Genomic DNA, 20,558 nt, shown 5'->3' with positions numbered 1-20,558 from the left:
GCCGATTTTACCAGGGCCCGCACGGCGGGCCTGATTGACAAGGAGTGTTCGTTTTGGCTGAGCCACTCACTGTGCCAACGTCGTTAACCGCTCAAATCGAGCGCTTGCTACCAAGCGCGCGCCTGGGGCGGCTAGGGCGGCTGCGGCGTGGACTAGAAAAAGAGGGGTTACGGGTGGATGCCAACGGCCATATCGCCCAGACGTCTCACCCCAAAGCGCTGGGCTCGAAACTGACCCACCCGCATATCACCACCGACTACTCGGAATCGCTTTTGGAGTACATCACCCCGGTGTACACCGAGCCTCGCGAGGCGTTGGCGTTTTTGTCCGATCTGCATACCTTTACCTACCAGCACCTGGAGAACGAATGGGTCTGGCCGGGCAGCATGCCGTCGCGGCTTTCCGGTAACGATAGCGTGCCGATCGCCGATTACGGGCATTCGAATGTGGGCACCATGAAGCACGTCTACCGCAAAGGGTTGGACGTACGCTACGGGCGCATCATGCAGGCGATTGCCGGGGTGCATTACAACGTGTCGCTGCCCGAGGACATGTGGCATGCCCTGCGCGAGCTCGAAAAAGCCACCAACATCCCGTTCAACGACTACCGCTCGACGCGCTACTTCGGCATGATCCGCCACTTTCGCCGTCATAGCTGGTTGCTGTTGTATCTTTTCGGCGCCTCGCCTGCGATCGACAAAAGCTTCCTGCCGGACGGTAAAATACCCGAAAAGCTCGAGCCGTTGAGCGACGATACCTATTACGCACCCTACGCCACGACGCTGCGCATGTCGGATCTTGGCTATCAGAACAAGGTGCAGGAGCAGCTCAAGATCTGCTTCAATTCGCTTTCCAACTACGTCAATACGCTGCGCCACGCGATCTCCTCGCCCTGGCCGGACTACGAAAAGTTGGGCGTGAACGTCGACGGCGACTGGCGCCAGCTCAACGCCAATATCCTGCAGATCGAAAACGAGTACTACAGCGATATTCGCCCCAAGCGCGTGGCCAAGCACAACGAAACGCCGAGCCAGGCGCTCGAGGCGCGGGGCGTCGAGTACATCGAAGTGCGCTGTCTGGATCTGAACCCATTCGACCCCTTGGGCATCACCGAAGACCAGATGCGCTTTGTCGACGTGTTCCTGCTGTGGTGCTTGCTAAGCGACAGCCCCTGGATTTCGGATGAGGAGTGCGATCGGCTGGACGACAACCGCCGCCTGGTGGTCGAGCGCGGCCGCGACCCGGCCCTGGAGCTATTGAGAAACGGCGAAGCGATCTCGTTACCCGCCTGGGGCGAGCAGATCTTTGCCGAAATGGGCGAAGTAGCGCGCCTGCTGGACGCCGTCGAAGATGACGCGCCCCACCAGGCGGCGCTGGATGCCCTCGCGCCGCGGCTTCAAGACCCGACGCTTACGCCCTCCGGCCAGATGCTCGAGCGCCTCAAAAAAGGCAATGGCTCGCTCAGCGATACGCTGCTGGCGCTGGCCCAGGAGCAGCGCGAGGCGCTGGAATCGACTCCCATGCTGCGTTCCCGCGAGGCGCTTTTGGACCAGTTGATCGATACGTCTCATCAGCAGCAGCGCGATATCGAAGCCGCCGACCAGGAATCGTTTAGCGAGTTCATCGAGCACTACTTCATCAAGGCCCGCGAAATGCGCACCTTTTCGTCTATTACCTCCGAGGAATTGGAATGATCCCATCATTCACCCGGTCCACGGCCTGGGCCGGGGTAGCCTTTTGCGCCTTGATGATGAGCGTGGCGCTGGTGCTCGAACACGTCGTCGGGCTCGAGCCGTGCCCGCTGTGCATTTTTCAGCGGGTGGCGGTCATTACCGCCGGTATCGTTTTGCTGCTGGCCGCGCTGCATAACCCCAAGAGCACCGCCGGTAAAACGGTTTACGGGGTGTTGGGGTTTGCAAGTGTGGCCACCGGCGCCTTCATTGCCGGGCGCCACGTATGGCTGCAGCATCTGCCACCCAGCGAAGTGCCTTCCTGCGGGCCTGGGCTCGATTACATGATGGACATCCTGCCCATGCAGGAGGTCGTCGCCATGGTGCTGACCGGCTCCGGCGAATGCGCCGAAATCGACTTCACCTTTTTGGGCCTGTCACTGCCCGCCTGGACGTTGATCGGCTTTTTGATCCTGGCGCTGGTGCCCCTGCGTATCCTGTGGCTTGCCTATAAGCGCTAACGGCCGATTTCCGGCATCGGTTTCACACCGGTGCCGAAAAATCGAAATCCTGTGCTCGCATTGACACGCTCAAAAGGAAAAGCGAGTCTAAGCGAGGACAAGTGGCTACCGGTTAGGAGAACGCCATGTTGGAGAACTGCACAAACGCCCAGGAACGATGGGGCGGGGTACACAGCTTGATCGACCGCTGGCTGGAGCAACGCCGCTCTTTTCTGATCAGCTTCATCGAGCTAAAAGAAGCCTGCGACTCGGAACTCGACGCCGTCAACAAGCCGCGCATCGACACCTTCAGCGAGCTTCTGATGGACTATATCAGCGCCGGGCATTTCGAGGTCTACCCGGAGCTCGCCCGGGAAGCCAAAGCCTTCGAGGATGAAAGCGCCCTGGAAATTGCCGGTAAGCTGCTGGAGCGTTTGGAGATGTCGACGGCCATGGTACTGGCGTTCGACGAAGATTACGCAAGCGTTGAGCACTGCCAAACGAATATCACACGCCTTCCCGCCTGGCTCGACCGCCTCGCCAAAGCCCTGACCGAACGCTTCGCGCTGGAAGACCAGCTCATCGCCCGCCTGCACGCCGCCCACAGCCCGCAGACTGCCTCTTAAACAGCGTCCTTTGCATAGGTGCAGGTTTTTGGTGGCCCGCGACGTTGATGGTGATGGCACCTGGAATGCCTTCATCCCCCAAGGGCGGCTAACGCCGCCATCGCCGATGTGTCGGACCACCAATAAAATTGGGCTCCTACAATAGAGCCGTGCCCCATCTCTTGTAGGAGCAGGCTTCAGCCAGCGATGCAGCGCAACGCGCTGCTGGTTTTGGTGGCAATGGCAACCTGTAATGCCTTCACTACCGAAGGGCGGCTAACGCCGCCATCGCCCAATAAAATTGGGCTCCTACAATTGAGCCTTGCCCCCATCTATTGTAGGAGCAGGCTTCAGCCAGCGATGCAGCGCAACGCGCTGCCGGGGTTGGGGGTAATGGCAATCTAAATGCCTTCATCACCTATGGGCGGCTAATGCCGCCATCGCCGATGTGTCGGACCACCAATAAAACTGGGCTCCTACAATGGAGCCGTGCCCCCATCCATTGTAGGAGCAGGCTTTAGCCAGCGATGCAGCGCAGAGCGCTGCCGGGGTTGGTGGCAATGGCAACCCAGAATGCCTTCATCACCGAAGGGCGGCTAACGCCGCCATCGCCCAATGAATTGGGTTCCTACAATGAAACCGTACACCCATCTCTTGTAGGAGCAGGCTTCAGCCAGCGATGCAGCGCAACGCGCTGCCGGGGCTGGTGATTATGGCAACCCCAAATGCCTTCATCAACGAAGGGCGGCTAACGCCGCCATCGCCCAATGAATTGGGCTCCTACAATGAAACCGTGCCCCATCTCTTGTAGGAGCAGGCTTCAACCAGCGATGCAGCGCAGAGCGCTGCTGGTTTTGGTGGCAATGGCAACCTGTAATGCCTTCGCCACCCAAGGGCGGCTAACGCCGCCATCGCCCAATGAATTGGGTTCCTACAATGAAACCGTACACCCATCTCTTGTAGGAGCAGGCTTCAGCCAGCGATGCAGCGCAGAGCGCTGCTGGGGGTTGGTGGTGATGGCAACCAGAAATGCTTTCGCCACCTAAGGGCGGCTAACGCCGCCATCGCCCAATGAATTGGGCTCCTACAATGGAGCCGTGCACTCATCTTTTGTAGGAGCAGGCTTCAGCCAGCGATGCAGCGCAACGCGCTGCTGGTTTTGGTGGCAATGGCAACCCATAATGCCTTCACTACCCAAGGGCGGCTAACGCCGCCATCGCCGATGTGTCGGACCACCAATGAGTCGGGCTCCTACAATGAAACCGTGCCCCCATCTCTTATAGGAGCAGGCTTCAGCCAGCGACGCAGCGCAGAGCGCTGCTGGGGTTGGGCGCTATCTTTACTTATCGCGCCTTAACGTTCCCCCAATTACCAGCATGCAGGGGGTAAGCAGCAGCGTGAGGGCGGTGGCGAAGGTGAGGCCTCCCGCGATGGCGCTGGACATCTGGGTCCACCATTGGGCGGAGGGGGCGTTGAAGCCTAGCGCCGGGGCGAAAAGGTTGACGTTGATGCCCAGCACCATTGGCATCAGGCCCAGCACCGTGGTGATCGCGGTGAGCAGTACCGGGCGTAGGCGCAGAGCACCCGCTTCCAGGGCGGCCTCGCCGGGCGCAAGCCCTTGGCCGCGCAGTTCGTTATAGGTGTCGATCAAGACGATGTTGTTGTTCACCACGATCCCCGCCAAGGCGATCACGCCCATGCCGACCATCACGATGCCGAACGCCTGGCCAGTAATCAAAAGCCCCATCAGTACGCCCGCGGTTGAAAACACGATCGCCGAGAGCACCAGCGCCGCCTGGTAGTAGCTGTTGAACTGAGTGACCAGAATCAGCGTCATCAGGCCTACGGCCACCAAAAACGCGGTGATCAGAAACTGCATCGACTCCTGCTGATCCTCCTGCTCGCCGGCCACGTTGACCATGAGGGCGTCGGGTAACTGCCCCTGGCCTGCCTCGAACAGCGCGCGCAGGCGCTCGTCGGCCAGATACCCCGGCGCCAGATCGGCTTCCAGGGTAATCGCCCGGCGACCGTCGATACGGTTCAGCGTGCCGACCTTGGGCGCGGGCGTGAGGGTGACGAAGTGGGAAATGGGCACCTGGCCGCGCTCGGTATTGAGGGTCAAGCGCTCGAGCTGATCCAGGGTGCGAAAGCGCTCGGGTAGGCGAATCCGAATATCCACCTCGTCGCTCACCGTGGGCGGGCGGTAGCTTGCTACCTGCAGGCCGGTGGTCAGAAGCTGCACGGCACTGCCGATGGTGGTGATATCGGTGCCCATGCGCGAGGCGGCTTCGCGGTCCACATTGATCTGCCACTCCACGCCGGGCAGACTGCGGTTATCCTGAATATCGGTAAAGCCGCCCAGGGTGCGCATTAATTCGCTCAACTGATCCACCCCCGCATCGGCTAGCGCCGGGTCGTTGGCGCTGATTTCCAGCACGATGGGCTTGCCGCCGCCAGGGCCTTGCTCCTGCTCCTGAAATTCCAGCGTAATACCGGGGATGTCCGCGGTGCGCTCGGCCATGTCGGCAAGAATCGTGCGGGCCGGGCGGCGCTGATACCAGTCGATGAACTGAAACTGCAGCGTGCCGACCACATCGTCGCCGGCCTGTTCGTTGGCCACGAACGAGCGCGCGTAGAGGGCTTCCACCTCGCTCATGGTGCCTAGACGCGTCTCCACGCGCTTTAAAATGGCGTCGGCTTCGTCCACCGAGAAGTCGCCCCGGGCGCGCACCAGCACCTGGGCGCTGTCCGGCTCCACGTTGGGAAAGAAGTCGATGCCGTGATTAAAGCGCGCGTAGCCGGTATATAAAAGCGCGATGACCAGCAGTGAAAACGCCAGCACCCAGCCCGGGCGCTGTAGAAGGCGTGCAAGTAGCCGCCGGTAGCCGCGGCCAAGGGCGGTGCTTTGGCCAAGCGTGGCGGTTTGCTCCTCGGGGTTGGGGACTTGACGGGTGATCAGCCGCCCAAGCGTGGGCAGAAACACCAGCGCCATGGCCAGGGAGGCCAGAAGGCAAAGGATCACCGTGGCCGGCAGGTACTTCATGAACTGACCGACCACGCCGGGCCAGAAGAGCAGCGGAACGAAGACGGCCAGGGTCGTCGCGGTCGAGGCGATGACCGGCCAGCTCATACGCGAGGCAGCGTTGAGCCAAGCATCGAACGGGGTTTGGCCCTCTTTTAGGTAGCGGTCCGCCAGCTCGCTCACCACGATAGCGCCATCCACCAGCATCCCGGCGACCAGAATCAGCGCAAACAGCACGACGATGTTGAGCGTGAAGCCGAAGGCCCACACCAGCAAAATACCGGTCAAAAAGGCGCCGGGAATCGTCAGGCCCACCAGCAGCGCCATACGCAGTCCCATGACCGCGACCACCACGATCAGCACCAGCACCACCGCGGTCAATACGTTGTTCAAAAGCTCGGACAGCATATTGGCGACGGTGGTCGACTCATCGAGAATCGGGGTCACGCGAAGGGAGTCGGGTAACAGCTCGCCCGCCTGGTCGAAGCGCTCCCACACCGCGTCGATGGTTTCGATGATGTTCGCCCCGGCACGCTTGGAAACCTCGAGTACCACCGCCGGCTCGCCGTTGATGCGCGCAAAGCCTTCCGGGTCCTTGAAGGTGGGATGAATCCAGGCGACGTCGCCAAACGTTACCACCCGGTCGCCGTCGATCTTCACCGGCATGTTCATGACGTCTTCGAGCGAGGTAATGACCCCCGGCACTTTCAGCGCCAAACGCCCGGCGCCGGTATTCAAGCTGCCCGCCGCGACCAGGCGGTTATTGCGCGATACCTGGTTGAACAGCGCATCGAAGTCGATGCCGTAGCTCTCCAGCACCAGGGGGTCGACCACGATCTCGAGAAGATCCTCCTGCTCGCCGGCAATCTCGACCTCGAGCACGTTGGCGATGCCTTCGATCTCCTCTTTTAACCGCCTGGCGATCGCGATGCGCTCCCGGGTATCCAGCTGGCCGGAAAGCCCGATACTCAGCACGGGAAACTCCGAGACGTTGACTTCCATCACCCGGGGCTCGTCCGCTTCATCGGGAAGCTCGGCCCTGGCAATGTCCACCCGCTCGCGCACGTCCGAAAGCGCCGTATTGGGGTCGAAGCCCGGGTCGAACTCCAGCGTGACCGAGGCGTGGCCTTCGCTGGACTGGGCGGTGAACTTACGTAGCCCCTCGATGCCGCGAAGCTCCTGCTCCATGGGGCGCACCAAAAGCCGCTCCCCGTCTTCAGGGCTGACGCCTTCAAGGGTCAGCGACACGTAGATCAGCGGGATCGTAACGTCCGGGTTCGCCTCCTTGGGGATGACCTGCCAGGCGGTGACCCCGGCCAGCAAAAGGCCCATCAGCAACAGCAGCGTAGTGCGCGTATGGGTAAGCGCGGCCTGAATGAGTGAACGCATTTAAGGCCTCGCTGCCGCCGCGTCGCTACCGGGCTGGGGCGTCGCGTCGTCTACGTACACCGGCGTGACCGTATCGCCCACGCCAACGAGCCCGGCGCCCAGGGTGATCAGCTCCAGCGAATCCGGCAAGCCCGCCACAAAGGCGCTTTCCAGCGTTGCACTTATCAGCGTCACCGGCGTTTGTTTGATCTCATCGTTTTCGCCCAGGTGCTTGACGGCAAGCTCGCCCTGATCGTTCAGGCTCAAAAGCGCGGGGGAGAGCGCGTGGGCCTGGCGTGGGGGCAGGGTGATGGTGAACTCGGCGCTGCCGCCGGCCAGGCGCTGCCGCGTTGGGTTGTCGAGGGTGACCTCGATATAAAACGAGCGGGTTTGCTCCTCGGCGCGGCTGCTTATGTGAGAGACCTGGCCCTCCAGCGTACTGCCGTTCAAAAGCCGCGCGGTGACCGGTAGGCCCACGCTCAGGTCATTGATTTGCTGCTGCGAGACCCAGGCCGTACCGGTCAGCGTTTGGTCATCGATCAAGCGCCCCCACTCCTCGCCGGGCTGGAGCAAGTCGCCAAGCTCGACCTGAATCCGGTCGACCACGCCCGCGAAGGGTGCGGTCGGGCGGGTGTCGGCTAGCTGGCGCTCCAGCTGTGCCACCTGGGCCGCGCTGGCGCTAAGCGCGCTTTGCAGGCGAAGAAGGTCCGGCTCGGAGATGAATTCGCGCCGACGCAGGTCCTGGGCGCCGGCGTATTCGGCCTGGGCCACCGCCAGCTCGTCCCGGGCCTGCTGTAGGCGCTCGGGCAGGGCGTCGTTATCCAGTACCAAAAGCGTTTGTCCCTGGCTTACCTGCTCGCCCTGGGTCACGGGCTTTTCGGTAACGTAGCCGGCGGCGTTGGCACGCAAGAGTGTTTCCTGGTGGGCCTCGAGCTGGCCTTGAATCACCTGCTCGGGAATATACGGCGTGCTTTGTAGGCGGGTGACCTCGACCCGGGGCGCTTCGTCGCTTTGCTCGGTCTCTACATCGGGCGGGGTGCTTTGAAAGCGCTGAAAGTCGCCCAACGCCAGCCATATGATCAACGCCAGCACGAATACACTCGCCAGGGCGTAAGAAAGGGGGATTCGTCGCATGGGGTGGTCGGTCTCAATATCAAACGAACGTTAGAATCGGCTCCCACCATAGCGCACTCACGGCGGGGCGGCGAGCCTTTGAATCGCGACGCAACCGCCTGTGGCCTTTGTCTGATTGAGTTTTTTTTAAAGTGGGCATACCATCTTGGCGTCTTGTGTTCTGTCGACCACCCCAAGGCGAACCAACCAAGGAGCGATGATGAAAGATCCAGTACGTATTGCGATTACCGGCGGTGCCGGCCAAATCAGCTACTCTCTAATTTTCCGCATTGCCGCCGGCGACATGCTGGGGCCGGATCAGCCCGTCATTCTCCAGCTTCTGGAAATTCCTCAGGCGATGGACGCGCTAAACGGCGTGGTGATGGAAGTCAACGACTGTGCCTTCCCGCTGGTCCAGGACATCGTTGCCTCGGACGACCCGAACGTGGCGTTCAAGGATGCGGATTTCGCGCTGCTGGTGGGCGCCCGCCCGCGTGGCCCGGGTATGGAGCGTAAAGACCTGCTCGAAGCCAACGCCGCGATCTTCTCCGTACAGGGCAAGGCACTGAACGACCACGCCAGCCGTGACGTGAAAGTGCTGGTCGTCGGCAACCCGGCCAACACCAACGCGCTGATCGCATCCTGCAACGCGCCGGATCTCGACAAGGGCCAGTTCACCGCGATGACCCGCCTGGATCACAACCGCGCACTGACCCAGCTGGCACAAAAAACCGGCAAGCACGTCACCGATATCGAAAACATGGTCATCTGGGGCAACCACAGCGCGACCCAGTACCCGGATATCGCCCAGTGCAAGGTCGACGGCAAGGCCGCCACCGATCTGGTCGAGCGCGACTGGTACGAAAACGACTTCATCCCCACCGTGCAGCAGCGCGGCGCGGCCATCATCAAGGCGCGCGGTGCTTCTTCCGCCGCGTCTGCTGCGTCTTCCGCCATCGACCATATGCACGACTGGGCGCTGGGTTGTGACGGCATCGTCAGCATGGCCATCCCCTCTGACGGCAGCTACGGCATCGAAGAAGGCATCATTTTCTCCTACCCGGTTCGCTGCAAAGGCGGCAAATACGAAATCGTCCAGGGTTTCGAGCTGGACGCGTTCAGCAAAGAGAAAGTGCAGGCCACCGAGAAAGAGCTACGCGAAGAACGCTCCGCCGTCGAGCACCTGCTCGGCTAAGCCACGCGTGACGCAATGCCAAAACCCCGCAAGTATGCTCGCGGGGTTTTTTGTTATCTCAAAACTGCTCCTGCAAGAGAATTGGGGCACGGTTCCATTGTAGGAGCCCGATTCTTTGGTGGTCCGACACATCGGCGATGGCGGCGTTAGCCGCCCTTCGGTGGTGAAGGCATTACAGGTTGCCACAACCACCAACCCCGGCAGCGCGTTGCGCTGCATCGCTGGCTGAAGCCTGCTCCTACAAAAGATGGGTGCACGGCTCTATTGTAGGAGCCCAATTTTATTGGGCGATGGCGGCGTTAGCCGCCCTTGGGTGGTGAAGGCATTACAGGTTGCCATAACCACCAACCCCGGCAGCGCGTTGCGCTGCATCGCTGGCTGAAGCCTGCTCCTACAAGAGAGGGCACGGCTTTATTGTAGGAGCCCAATTTTATTGGTGGTCCGACACATCGGCGATGGCGGCGCTAGCCGCCCTTCGGTGATGAAGGCATTTTGGGTTGCTATAACCACCAACCCCGGCAGCGCGTTGCGCTGCATCGCTGGCTGAAGCCTGCTCCTACAAATAGATGGGTGCACGGTTTTATTGTAGGAGCCCAATTTTATTGGGCGATGGCGGCGCTAGCCGCCCTTGGGTGACGAAGGCATTACAGGTTGCCACAACCACCAACCCCGGCAGCGCGTTGCGCTGCATCGATGGCTGAAGCCTGCTCCTACCATTCACCATTCACCATTCACCATTCACCATTCACCATTCACCCTTCACCCATTAATCATCCCGCAAACTCATGATCCGCCATTGGCGCTCTTCGGCGATTTGGCGCAGGGTGTCGTCGGGGTCGACGGCGACCGGGTGTTCGACTTGTTCCAAAAGCGGTAGGTCATTATGCGAGTCGCTGTAGAACCATGTGCCATCCAGGGTGTGGTCCTGGGTTTCGAGCCACGCCTGCAAACGGGTGACCTTACCTTCGCGGTAGCTCGGTACGCCGGTGACCTTGCCGGTGTAGCGTCCGTTGACCATTTCCGGCTCGACGGCGATCAGGTCATCCACGCCCAGGCGCTCGGCAATCGGTCCGGTAATGAAGCGGTTGGTCGCGGTGATGATCAACAGCGTATCGCCTTTGGTGCGGTGGCGGGCCAAAAGATCTTCGCCCTTGGCGAGAATGTGCGGTTCGATCTTGCTGGCCATGAACTGCTGGTGCCAGGCGGCCAGCTGCTCCGGGGAGTTTTCGGCCAGTGGCTTCAAGGCCACTTCCAAAAACGCCGCCATATCCAGCGTGCCCGCTTCGTATTCGGCCATGAAACGGTCGTTGGCTTCGCGGTACGCCACCGGGTCCACGGCGCCTTGTTCCAGCAAAAACTCGCCCCAGGCGTGGTCGCTATCAATCGAGAGTAGCGTGTTGTCCAAATCGAAAATGGCCAGGCTCACCGTGTTCCCCTTGTAGGTTTATAGGTCTTTGATTCAAGCCGCTGAACGTTAAGCGCACCGAATTATCTCAGAGACCCTGGCCGCTGCCCACCGCGAACGCACCGTTTCTCCCCGTTATTGCCCCCGAGCGTTATATTGTATTGATACGCTTGTCTGCCTTGTGGAAAAATGGGGACAACTGAAAATTCAAGAAGGTGAAGTCCGTGATCGACGCTGACGGCTTTCGCCCCAATGTTGGCATTATCATTGTCAATAGCCAGGGGCAGCTGCTTTGGGCGCGTCGCGTAGGACAAAACGCGTGGCAGTTCCCCCAAGGAGGCATTAAAGCAAGCGAAACGCCACAGCAAGCGCTGTATCGTGAACTGTTTGAGGAGATCGGCCTGACCGCCGACGATGTTGATATTGTCGCCTGCACCCGGGGGTGGCTGCGCTACCGTCTGCCACGACGCATGATTCGTACCCACTCACGGCCGGTTTGTATCGGTCAGAAGCAGAAGTGGTTTTTACTCAGGATTCGGTGTCAGGAGAACCGGATCAGCATGACGGCAACCCCCAAGCCCGAATTCGACGGCTGGCGCTGGGTCAGCTACTGGTATCCCTTGGGCCAGGTCGTGCCGTTCAAGCGGGAAGTCTACCGGCGGGCCTTGCGCGAGCTTTCCCCTCGCGTGCAGCGCTTGGCACTGGGAGATGAATAGCGTGAAAAACAAGGCGGGCCGACGTAGGGCCAGTAGCGCAATTAAAAAGCGCTACTGGCCGAGGCGCTGCTCGCCGTGCCGCCTACCCCTCAGCGAGGACAACAAAAGTGAAGTCTAAAACATCCATGCTGGAGGTATTGAGGCGCGTCATACAAGAAGTGAACGGCGCGCGAACGTTAGAAGCCGCGCTGTCTACCATGGTGCGCCGTATCCGCAAGGCAATGCAGACCGATGTCTGCTCGTTCTATCTTTATGATAGCGATCTCGAGTCGTTGGTGCTGATGGAAACCATCGGCCTGCGCACCCAGGCCGTGGGCCGCGTAGTGCTGCCGCTGGGCGAAGGCCTGGTGGGGCTGGTGGCCAAGCGCAGCGAGCCGCTGAACCTGGAAGACGCCCGGGCCCACGCCCAGTTTCGCTACTTCGAGGCCACCGGCGAGGAGCGCTACTCGAGCTTTCTGGGCGTGCCCATCATTCACCAGCGCCAAATGCTGGGCGTGCTGGTCGTGCAGCAAGCCGAAAAGCGCCGCTACGACGACGAAGACGAAGCGTTCCTGGTGACCATGGCCGCCCAACTTGCCGGGGTGCTGGCCCACGCGCTAGCCACCGGGAATCTCTCGCGCCCGGCGCTGCCCGGCGGCCAGGCGATGTTCAAGGGGGTGGCGGCCTCGCCGGGGGTCTCGATCGGCGAAGCCGTCGTGATCAGCCCGCCGGCGGATTTGAACAGCGTGCCGGATCTGGTTCCAAGCGATCAGGATTTCGAAGTCGCCCGCTTGAAAGAGGCCATTGCACAAACCCGCCGCGAAATCCGCGCCGCCGCCGAGCGCCTGGCCAGCCGTATCTCCGCCCAGGAGCTGGCGCTTTTTGATGTTTACCAGCAGATGCTGGGCGAGGCGGCGCTTTCCGAAGAGGTCGAAAAGCGCATTCGCGAAGGGCAGTGGGCGCCCGGGGCGTTAGCGGATGTTGTACGCCGCCACGTTCAGTATCTCGAACGTGTGGACGACAACTACCTGCGCGAGCGCGCCGCCGACATTCGCGATTTGGGCCGCCGGGTGCTGGCGCATCTTCAGCAGGACACCCCCTCGACCCCGGAAACCTACCCGGATAACGCGATTCTGGTCGGCGACGAGATCAGCGTGGCCATGCTGGGCGAAGTGCCCAAGGGGAAGCTAAAAGGGTTGGTATCCGTGCGCGGCTCGAGCACCTCCCACGTGGCGATCGTGGCCCGGGCGATGGGCATTCCCACGGTGCTGGGCATGGTCGATCTACCGCTGCCGCGGTTGAACGGCGCTCCGGTCGTGCTGGATGGCCACCGCGGGCGCATGTTCGTGCGGCCCTCGCCAGAGCTCGAGGCGCGCTATGCAAGCTTGATTGCCGAAGAGCAGGCGCTGAGCGACATGCTCGAGCACGAGCAGGACCTGCCCAGCGAAACGCCGGATGGCTACCACCTGCCGCTCATGGTGAACACGGGGCTCGCGGTCGACGCCAGTGCGCTGCTCAAAAGCCGTATCGGCGGGGTGGGGCTTTACCGGACAGAAGTGCCGTTCATGATCGCCGAGCGCTTTCCCGGCGAGAAAGAACAAATGCGCATGTATCGCGAGCAGTTGGAAGGTTTCGCGCCGCTGCCGGTCGTGATGCGTACGCTGGATATCGGCGGCGACAAGGACCTACCGTACTTTCCCATCGAGGAGGCCAACCCGTTTTTGGGCTGGCGGGGCATGCGGGTGACGTTGGATCACCCGGAAGTGCTGATGGTGCAACTGCGCGCCATGCTCAAGGCCTCCCATGGGATCGACAACCTTTATATCCTTTTCCCCATGATTACCAACGTGGAAGAGGTCGACGAAGCCTTGCGCCTGCTGGACCGCGCCATTCTCGAGCTGGGCGAGGAGGGGATCGCCGTCGGGCGCCCCCAGGTAGGCGTCATGATCGAAGTGCCCGCCACCATTTACCAAATGGATGCGCTGGCCAAGCGGGTCGATTTCTTCTCGGTGGGCAGTAACGACCTGACCCAGTATCTGCTGGCGGTGGATCGCAACAACCCGCGGGTCTCGAGCCTTTACGATGCGCTGCACCCGGCGCTTCTCGGCGCACTCCAGGAACTCTCCCAGGATGCCTTGCGCCTAAAAAAGCCGATTTCGCTTTGCGGCGAACTGGCCGGCGACCCGGCTGGCGCGCTGCTACTCATGGCGATGGGCTTTTCGAGCCTCTCGATGAATGCGCCTAGCCTGCCGAAAGTGCGCGCCGCGATTCGCCGGGTGCCGCTCACCGATGCCCAAACGCTTTTGGATGAGATCATGGCGCTGGATACCCCGGCCCTGGTGCGCCAGCACTTGAACAAGCGCATGGACGAGTGGCAGCTAACCCACTTGCTGCCGCCCCGCGACTAACCGCGTCTTTAAAGCGGCGCGCGGGGTTGGGCCAGGGTGGTTTCTCCCTCGCGCCGCCCCATGGGGCCAAACCGTTGCTCGGTCATGTTGATGTGGCCCTGGGCGTCCAGGCTCAGCCAGGTGGTCGCGCGGGTGCCGTACTCCTCCCCGACGATGAACGCCGCCGAAAGGCGACGCTCCAGGCCCGCTTCTACGCCGGTATGGGGAAGTGCTTCGTCCGGGGCGGTGTTGGGGTCATGCAGCGCTCGAGCGGTGGCTGCTTGCCAGTCGCTTCCCGCTTCTTCGAGCGCCTGGCGGGCGGCGGTCAGCTTGGGCCAGGGCGTATCCAGGCGTGCATTGGAAAGCCCGTGCACACCCGGCGGCACGCGCTCGATAAAAACGCCCGCGACCCCGCGATGCACGTGCCAAAGCGTCGCGTTGTGGGCCACCAGCAGGTTGAAACCGCCAAAGTGCGTGGCCTCGTCTTTGACCAACTGTTGAAGCCATGTGGTCGGGTCATCGGCACGTAATGCACGAAAGACGAGCTCGCCCCGGCTAGGGGCGTTGGCGGGTAGCGCCGCGCCGGGCTCGCGTACGTTGGTCAGTGCCGCCACTACGCCTCGTTGGTTGGCCGCCAACCAACTGCCGCCGGCCTGTAAATCGCGCCCGCCCAGAATGTCCGGGTGGTCTTGCCAGTGGTGTAGCGGCGCCGTTTGGCGGGCGTGAAACTCGTCGCGGTTACCGGCGAGCTTCAAGGGCGTGGCACTGCCCGGGTTCCAGGCAAAGGTAAGTAGGCACATGGCGTCGATCGCCTTTCAAAAGTGGACCATGGCGCCCCATCGAAAGGGGCTAAATGTTATCATCTGCTCATATTGCCCGCCGCCTTCCAGCGGGGGCAAGCGCAAAACACCCTCTCTCAATCAGTAAGAGCGCTGCATCATGAGCATTGCGATCACACTACTGGGCTATCTCCTTTTGGGCGCGGCGGCTGGCACCATGGCCGGGCTGTTTGGCGTTGGCGGCGGGCTGATCATCGTTCCCGCCCTGGTGTTTGCGTTCAATCTGCAAAACGTTGCGCCGGAAATCACCATGCACCTGGCCGTGGGTACCTCGCTTGCCACCATCGTGGTCACCGGTGCGTCGTCGACCCTGGGGCACTACCGTAAAGGCAGCATTCACCGGCCCTGGTTCATGGCGCTTTTACCGGGCCTGATGCTGGGCGCCATTGGCGGCGTCTTCATTGCAGGGAATCTCTCCGGCACGGTGCTGGGCACGCTTTTCGGCGTGTTCGTGCTTTTGCTGGCGGGGAAAATGGTTCTCGGGCTCAAGCCAAAGCCGGGCTCCATAGCGCCGGGTAAAATCGCCATGACGATTGCCGGCGGCGTCGTCGGGGGCATCTCGGCGCTATTCGGTATCGGCGGCGGGGCAATGACCGTGCCCTGGCTTTCACGCTGTGGCGCCACCATGACCCAGGCGGTGGGTACCTCGGCGGCGTGCGGGCTGCCCATTGCGCTGGTCGGCGCGCTCACCTTTATCGTGGTGGGGTGGAACAACGCATTGCTGCCCGCCTGGTCCACGGGCTTTATCATGTGGCCGGCGTTTTTCGGCATCGTGTTAGCGAGTGTCCCTTTTGCTCGCGTAGGCGTTAAGCTGGCCCACGTGTTGTCGGCTCGCGTATTGCGGTTATCCTTTGCGCTGCTGCTGGCCGTCGTGGGGCTTCGCTTTATACTGGCTTGACGGTACTGAGCTAAAAAACGAAAAGGCAGCGCGGTATAAGCCCGCGATGACCTGAACTGGTTTGTTTGTATTGATTTACCTAGAGGCGGTTGATGATCAATTACCCAGCGATTGACCCGGTAGCGATTTCTCTCGGGCCCCTGCAGGTTCACTGGTATGGCCTGATGTACGTCGTCGGCTTCGTGGCGGCCTGGTGGCTTGGCTGTAAACGCGCGGCGCGCATTGGCCTGACCAACGACGACATCAGCGACTTGCTGTTTTACTGCGCCGTGGGCGTGGTGGCCGGTGGGCGTTTGGGCTACGCCCTTTTCTACGGTTTGGGGCAGTGGGCGGCGGACCCGCTTTGGGTCTTCCGTGTTTGGGACGGCGGCATGAGCTTTCACGGCGGTCTAATCGGCGTTCTGCTCGCCGCCTGGCTCTTCGCCCGGCGCAAGCGCTTGGCCTTTTTTACCCTGACCGATTTTATCGCGCCGCTGGTGCCCATCGGCCTGGGGGCCGGGCGCATTGGTAACTTCATCAATCATGAGCTGCCCGGGCGGGTTACTTCGCTGCCCTGGGGAATGCCGTTTCCCGGTATGGGGCCAGAGCCACGTCATCCTTCCGCGCTTTATGAGGCGTTGCTGGAAGGCCTGGTGCTCTTCGTGATTCTTTGGTGGGTATCGGCCAAGCCGCGCGCCCGCGGGTTCGTTTCGGGCCTTTTCCTGCTGGGGTACGGTGTCTTCCGTTTTATGGTGGAGTTCGTGCGCCTGCCGGATGCCCACATCGGGTTTATCGCCTTTGGCTGGGTCACCATGGGAATGCTGTTGACCTTGCCGATGATCGCGCTGGGCGTGGCGTTCATGGTGTGGTCGCGCACCAACCCGGTCGATGCGAAAGCGGTTTAACGTACCCAACACCTTTTAGCGCCCTGTCAGGGCCTTGTTCAACGAACGGATACCTGGGGCGGGCGGCGTTGTATTTCTCATCGCCCCCTGCCTAGAATAAAGCCTTTAATGATCTGCAACTCTGGAAACCCTGTGACTGCCTCAACGCCTGCAACTGCCGCACCTCAAGCGACCTCCGCCGCGCTGGAACAGCCTTATCTGGACCTGATGCATACCGTGCTGGAGCAGGGCACCGACCGGGGTGACCGTACCGGCGTCGGTACGCGGTCTCTTTTTGGCCACCAGATGCGCTTCGACCTGGCCCGCGGGTTCCCGCTTTTAACCACCAAAAAGCTGCACCTGCGCTCCATCATTCATGAGCTTTTATGGTTTTTACAAGGCGATACCAACATTGGCTACCTGAAAGAGCATGGGGTGCGCATTTGGGACGAGTGGGCGGATGAAAACGGCGACCTGGGGCCGGTGTACGGCTACCAGTGGCGCAGTTGGCCCGACCCGAAAGGCGGCGAAGGGGTCGACCAAATAACCAACGTGCTCGAGCAGATCCGCAACGCGCCGCAGTCCCGCCGGCTGGTGGTGTCGGCCTGGAACCCGGCCCAGGTCGATGAAATGAAATTACCGCCGTGCCACTGCCTGTTCCAGTTCTACGTGGCCAATGGCCGGCTCTCCTGCCAGCTCTACCAGCGCAGTGCGGATATTTTCCTGGGCGTACCGTTCAATATCGCAAGCTATGCGCTGCTTACGTGCATGGTGGCCCAGGTGACTGGCCTAAAACCCGGGGAGTTCATCCATACCCTGGGCGATGCCCACCTTTACAGTAACCATTTCGAGCAAGCGAAAGAGCAGTTGGCCCGCGCGCCCTACAGCCCGCCCAAGCTATGGTTGAATCCGGAGGTCACGGACCTGTTCGATTTCACCTTCGACGATATCCGCATCGACGACTACGCCTTTCATCCCCACATCAAAGCGAAGGTGGCCGTATGAGCCCGCAACTCGACCATGAGCCCTTGGTGCCGGTGGCAATGATCGTCGCCATGGCCAAAAACCGCGTGATTGGCGTTGAAGGTAATTTGCCCTGGTACTTGCCAGAAGACCTGAAGTTCTTTAAACGTAAGACCCAGGCAAAGCCACTGGTAATGGGGCGCAAGACGTACGCTTCCATTGGCAAGCCGCTGCCCAACCGCTTGAACATCGTGGTGACCCGAGACCCGCAATTCGATGCCGACGGTGTGCGTGTCTGCCATGATCTTGAAAGTGCGCTAACCCTTGCCGACCAGCAAGCGACGATAGAAGCAGCGGAAGAGATCATGGTAATGGGGGGCGGCGAAATTTATCGCCAGGCGTTGCCGTATGCCCAGCGCCTCTACGTCACCGAGGTGGATGTCGAGGTAGACGGCGACACCACGTTTCCGGCGATACCGCCGCAAATGTTTCGAGAAGTAGAGCGCGTGGCGGGTACGCCCAGCGAAGGGCAGCCGCATTATGACTTTGTCGTTTACGAGCGTATTGACGACTGACCAGTTCCAGGGAGGGCGCAATGGCCGCCAGCGTAAATAGTTTGATCGAATCACTGGAGACGCACCTCCAGCGCACTCAACAAGAACTCGAGCTACTGCGCCGGGAAAATACCGCGCTTCGCGAGCAGCTTGCTCGGGAGGCGGGGGCTTCTGCATCGCCTTCCCCTGTGGCGGGTGAAAGCCAAATCGCACAGCCGCCAACGCCTGAAGCGGTGCAGAAAGTGGCGCAGGCGCAAGTAACGCCTTCGGCCCAGAGCCCGGTTCAGGCCCGTTCTGGGCAAGCGGACAATGCGTTCGAGCCTTTGGCATCGAAGCCGCAGGTAGAAGAGCCGCCAGCGCAGAAAGCTCGACAAGTCGACCCATCGAACGCCCATGAATCTTCCGATACGCAGCAGCCCTCGCCCCACGCGCTTTTGAAACAGTGGTACGAGCGCTATCCCCATGCCTTTTTCAAAGGGCACACCAAACCGCTCAAGGTGGGTATTCATCATGACCTGGCCGAGCGCGAGCCATGGTCTGGCAAGTTGATACGCCGGGCGCTCGCCAACTATGTCAATTTGCCACGCTACGTGAAATCCATGCGCGAAGGCGCAGAGCGGGTCGACCTGGATGGCTTGCCCGCGGGGAAAGTAGATAAAGAGGCTTCGCTTCACGCCAACGAGCGGCGCAAGGACCAGGCGGGGGAGAAACCCGTTCGTCAAGCTTCGAGCCAGGTGCACGACAAAGCGTCTAAAAAACCGAACCCACAAGGCCATAAGGCCGATAATGCTTCTGCTGGCGCCACTGAACCGCGCGCTTCGCAAAACAAGGCGCCGGAAAAAAGCGATGAAGCAAAACCGCTTAGCATGGAAGAGAAAATAAAAGGGTTAATGCAGAAATTCGAAGGGCGCTGAGACTCATCAACAGGCCGTGGGTTCCATAAAAAAGCGCAAATCGTAAAAGAACACTGTTTTTTTCTATTGCGTTCCCTCGAATCCCGGTATAGAGTTTGACTTGCGAGCATTGGACTATAACAAGGCTTTAGTGAGGACATGCCACATATCGCTGGCTAAAACGGCGGATGGCAGAAGAGCATGACCCATAGGCCAACCTGCAGGCTTATAAAAGTCTGGCAGACACGATCGAAACAGTAAGCTAGTTAAGGAACCTACATCATGAAAAAGACACTTTTAGCGACTGCTGTCATCGCCGCTCTGGGCGCTTCTGCTGCCGCTCAAGCAGCCACTGTTTACGACGAAGACGGCACCAAACTTGACCTGTACGGCCGTATCGCACTCGGCGTTGCAGGCGGCGGCCCGGAAGAAGAAAATGGCTTGAAAATCGACAACGATCCGGAATTCGTCGATATCTCTTCGCGTCTTGGCTTCCGTCTGAGCCAAGAAGTTACTCGCGACTTGACCGCTTTCGGTCGTCTCGAGTGGCGTTTCCGTGCCGATGAAGCAGGTAATCGCAACGGCAACAACTTCGACGCGTTCTCCGAAACTCGCCAGTCCTACCTCGGTATGACCAGCCAGCAGTTCGGTACGTTCCAAGCGGGTAACTTCGACAGCTTCTACAACCAGTTCGTTTCTCTGCCGTTCGACGTCTACGTCGACCAGGGTTACAGGTTCGGTGGCCATGCGAAGCAGTCTCGCGGCGACTCGATCGGTTACTACACGCCTGACCTGGAAGGCTTCACTGTATTCGTACAGGCTAAGCACTACAGCGAGCGCGGCCTGGTTGACGAAGACATCGCGGGTGTTGCTACTCGTGAAACAAGTGATCAAGGCAGCGTAACCGCCGCACAGGGTGGTGTTCGCTACGCTGAAGGCCCGGTTACTGTTGGTCTAGGTTTCATCGATGACGTTGCCCGTGGCGACGGCGGTAACGGCGAAATGCTGTACGGCTTGGTCGGTTCTTACGACTTTACCGATCAGTTCTCGGCTCGTCTGGGTTACGAAGGTCGTGACAACAGCAGCGACGTAGTAGGTCCGTTCGACCAGACTCGCGGTGGCGGCTACGACTCCGTAGGCGTTGGTGGTACCTTCACTACCGGCCCGTGGGCATTCAACATCGATTACTACAACATCGAGCGTGACGATGCCGAAACCAGCCGCTCCTGGGCGACTGGCGCGTACTACAACGTTTCCAGCAACTTCGACGTCTTCCTGGAAGTGGCTGACGCTGACGCACCGCGCGTTAACCGTAACGACGACTTCTTCGGCAGCGACGGTACGCTTAGCGACCTGACTGACGACGTTTACTGGCTGACAGGCGCGCGTTACTTCTTCTAAGCCCGGCTTAATTGACCCGAGCGCTTAAGAAGTACCCCTGCAGTATATGGAACCGGCCCCTTCGAGGGCCGGTTTTTTATTGCGCATAAAAATGTTTCGAGTAGTGAAGCTGGAGTCGCCGAAGCCGATTCACCAGCCATTCGTGCCTCTTCTGACGACGTTTACTGGATCACAGGAGGGCGATACC

At 60.7% G+C, this 20,558-nt stretch carries 16 protein-coding genes; 12 read left to right on the top strand and 4 right to left on the bottom strand.

Annotated features, from left to right (window positions below; genetic code table 11):
• Window positions 1-53 precede the first annotated feature (53 nt).
• The 3 genes from gshA to rsd all read left to right on the top strand — a co-directional run bounded on the left by gshA (window position 54) and on the right by rsd (window position 2,796).
• Window positions 54-1,694: a glutamate--cysteine ligase gene (gshA, locus tag ACWHVV_RS11655; RefSeq protein WP_447926389.1), complete on the top strand. Its 1,641-nt coding sequence runs from the start codon at window positions 54-56 to the stop codon at window positions 1,692-1,694.
• Window positions 1,691-2,191 carry a disulfide bond formation protein B gene (locus ACWHVV_RS11650; RefSeq protein WP_447926388.1) on the top strand — a complete coding sequence of 167 codons (501 nt, stop codon included), beginning with the start codon at window positions 1,691-1,693 and terminating at the stop codon, window positions 2,189-2,191. The genes gshA and ACWHVV_RS11650 overlap by 4 nt, the downstream gene beginning before the upstream one ends.
• Window positions 2,192-2,316: 125 nt before the next feature.
• Complete coding sequence (gene rsd / locus ACWHVV_RS11645; RefSeq protein ID WP_447893742.1) at window positions 2,317-2,796, top strand: sigma D regulator; 480 nt, start codon at window positions 2,317-2,319, stop codon at window positions 2,794-2,796.
• A 1,318-nt stretch (window positions 2,797-4,114) separates the two neighbouring features.
• Here the strand turns inward: rsd and ACWHVV_RS11640 are convergent.
• Entirely contained in the window at window positions 4,115-7,186 is a 3,072-nt protein-coding gene (locus tag ACWHVV_RS11640; RefSeq protein WP_447926387.1) for an efflux RND transporter permease subunit, read from the bottom strand.
• A complete protein-coding gene (locus ACWHVV_RS11635) occupies window positions 7,187-8,299 on the bottom strand; it encodes an efflux RND transporter periplasmic adaptor subunit (protein ID WP_447926386.1) in 1,113 nt (370 codons plus the stop codon). It lies immediately after the preceding gene.
• Window positions 8,300-8,498: 199 nt separating this feature from the next.
• On the opposite strand from ACWHVV_RS11635, the gene ACWHVV_RS11630 reads away from it, so the two are divergent.
• Window positions 8,499-9,473, top strand: a complete 975-nt coding sequence (locus tag ACWHVV_RS11630; RefSeq protein WP_447926385.1) for a malate dehydrogenase — start codon at window positions 8,499-8,501, stop codon at window positions 9,471-9,473.
• Between the two features lie 766 nt (window positions 9,474-10,239).
• Here ACWHVV_RS11630 and ACWHVV_RS11625 read toward each other — a convergent pair.
• Entirely contained in the window at window positions 10,240-10,899 is a 660-nt protein-coding gene (locus ACWHVV_RS11625; protein ID WP_447926384.1) for a histidinol-phosphatase, read from the bottom strand.
• Between the two features lie 203 nt (window positions 10,900-11,102).
• On the opposite strand from ACWHVV_RS11625, the gene ACWHVV_RS11620 reads away from it, so the two are divergent.
• On the top strand, window positions 11,103-11,594 hold the full coding sequence (locus ACWHVV_RS11620) for an RNA pyrophosphohydrolase (RefSeq protein ID WP_447529217.1): 492 nt from the start codon (window positions 11,103-11,105) through the stop codon (window positions 11,592-11,594).
• Between the two features lie 125 nt (window positions 11,595-11,719).
• A complete protein-coding gene (gene ptsP / locus ACWHVV_RS11615; protein WP_447929145.1) occupies window positions 11,720-13,981 on the top strand; it encodes a phosphoenolpyruvate--protein phosphotransferase in 2,262 nt (753 codons plus the stop codon).
• A gap of 8 nt (window positions 13,982-13,989) precedes the next feature.
• Here the strand turns inward: ptsP and ACWHVV_RS11610 are convergent, their stop codons facing one another.
• On the bottom strand, window positions 13,990-14,760 hold the full coding sequence (locus ACWHVV_RS11610) for an NRDE family protein (RefSeq protein ID WP_447926383.1): 771 nt from the start codon (window positions 14,758-14,760) through the stop codon (window positions 13,990-13,992).
• A gap of 139 nt (window positions 14,761-14,899) precedes the next feature.
• On the opposite strand from ACWHVV_RS11610, the gene ACWHVV_RS11605 reads away from it, so the two are divergent.
• From ACWHVV_RS11605 to ACWHVV_RS11580, 6 genes are all read left to right on the top strand, one after another.
• The gene (locus ACWHVV_RS11605; protein ID WP_447926382.1) at window positions 14,900-15,697 is read left to right on the top strand and encodes a sulfite exporter TauE/SafE family protein; all 798 of its coding nucleotides are present in this window, start codon (window positions 14,900-14,902) and stop codon (window positions 15,695-15,697) included.
• Window positions 15,698-15,789: 92 nt separating this feature from the next.
• Window positions 15,790-16,581, top strand: coding sequence for a prolipoprotein diacylglyceryl transferase (gene lgt / locus ACWHVV_RS11600; RefSeq protein ID WP_447926381.1), 792 nt, complete (start codon window positions 15,790-15,792; stop codon window positions 16,579-16,581).
• Window positions 16,582-16,788: 207 nt separating this feature from the next.
• The gene (locus tag ACWHVV_RS11595; protein ID WP_447929144.1) at window positions 16,789-17,565 is read left to right on the top strand and encodes a thymidylate synthase; all 777 of its coding nucleotides are present in this window, start codon (window positions 16,789-16,791) and stop codon (window positions 17,563-17,565) included.
• Entirely contained in the window at window positions 17,562-18,098 is a 537-nt protein-coding gene (locus tag ACWHVV_RS11590) for a dihydrofolate reductase (protein ID WP_447926380.1), read from the top strand. Before ACWHVV_RS11595 ends, ACWHVV_RS11590 begins: the two co-directional genes overlap by 4 nt.
• A gap of 20 nt (window positions 18,099-18,118) precedes the next feature.
• A complete protein-coding gene (locus ACWHVV_RS11585; RefSeq protein ID WP_447926379.1) occupies window positions 18,119-18,991 on the top strand; it encodes a ProQ/FINO family protein in 873 nt (290 codons plus the stop codon).
• Window positions 18,992-19,252: 261 nt separating this feature from the next.
• Window positions 19,253-20,371, top strand: a complete 1,119-nt coding sequence (locus ACWHVV_RS11580; RefSeq protein ID WP_447926378.1) for a porin — start codon at window positions 19,253-19,255, stop codon at window positions 20,369-20,371.
• Window positions 20,372-20,558: the final 187 nt, after the last annotated feature.

It is taken from the genome of Vreelandella sp. EE27 (assembly GCF_968206495.1).
Note: the sequence above shows the minus strand (reverse complement) of the source record. Positions and strands in the feature narration are given on the sequence as shown.

Bases quoted from the DNA above. Each gene is read 5' to 3' on its own strand.
- ACWHVV_RS11605 (WP_447926382.1), top strand. From the start codon at position 14,900: ATGAGCATTGCGATCACACTACTGGGCTATCTCCTTTTGGGCGCGGCG.
- ACWHVV_RS11580 (WP_447926378.1), top strand. From the start codon at position 19,253: ATGAAAAAGACACTTTTAGCGACTGCTGTCATCGCCGCTCTGGGCGCT.
- ACWHVV_RS11590 (WP_447926380.1), top strand. From the start codon at position 17,562: ATGAGCCCGCAACTCGACCATGAGCCCTTGGTGCCGGTGGCAATGATC.
- ACWHVV_RS11585 (WP_447926379.1), top strand. From the start codon at position 18,119: ATGGCCGCCAGCGTAAATAGTTTGATCGAATCACTGGAGACGCACCTC.
- lgt (WP_447926381.1), top strand. From the start codon at position 15,790: ATGATCAATTACCCAGCGATTGACCCGGTAGCGATTTCTCTCGGGCCC.
- ACWHVV_RS11610 (WP_447926383.1), bottom strand. From the start codon at position 14,760: ATGTGCCTACTTACCTTTGCCTGGAACCCGGGCAGTGCCACGCCCTTG.
- ACWHVV_RS11635 (WP_447926386.1), bottom strand. From the start codon at position 8,299: ATGCGACGAATCCCCCTTTCTTACGCCCTGGCGAGTGTATTCGTGCTG.
- rsd (WP_447893742.1), top strand. From the start codon at position 2,317: ATGTTGGAGAACTGCACAAACGCCCAGGAACGATGGGGCGGGGTACAC.
- ACWHVV_RS11630 (WP_447926385.1), top strand. From the start codon at position 8,499: ATGAAAGATCCAGTACGTATTGCGATTACCGGCGGTGCCGGCCAAATC.
- ACWHVV_RS11640 (WP_447926387.1), bottom strand. From the start codon at position 7,186: ATGCGTTCACTCATTCAGGCCGCGCTTACCCATACGCGCACTACGCTG.
- ACWHVV_RS11595 (WP_447929144.1), top strand. From the start codon at position 16,789: ATGCATACCGTGCTGGAGCAGGGCACCGACCGGGGTGACCGTACCGGC.
- ACWHVV_RS11650 (WP_447926388.1), top strand. From the start codon at position 1,691: ATGATCCCATCATTCACCCGGTCCACGGCCTGGGCCGGGGTAGCCTTT.
- ptsP (WP_447929145.1), top strand. From the start codon at position 11,720: ATGCTGGAGGTATTGAGGCGCGTCATACAAGAAGTGAACGGCGCGCGA.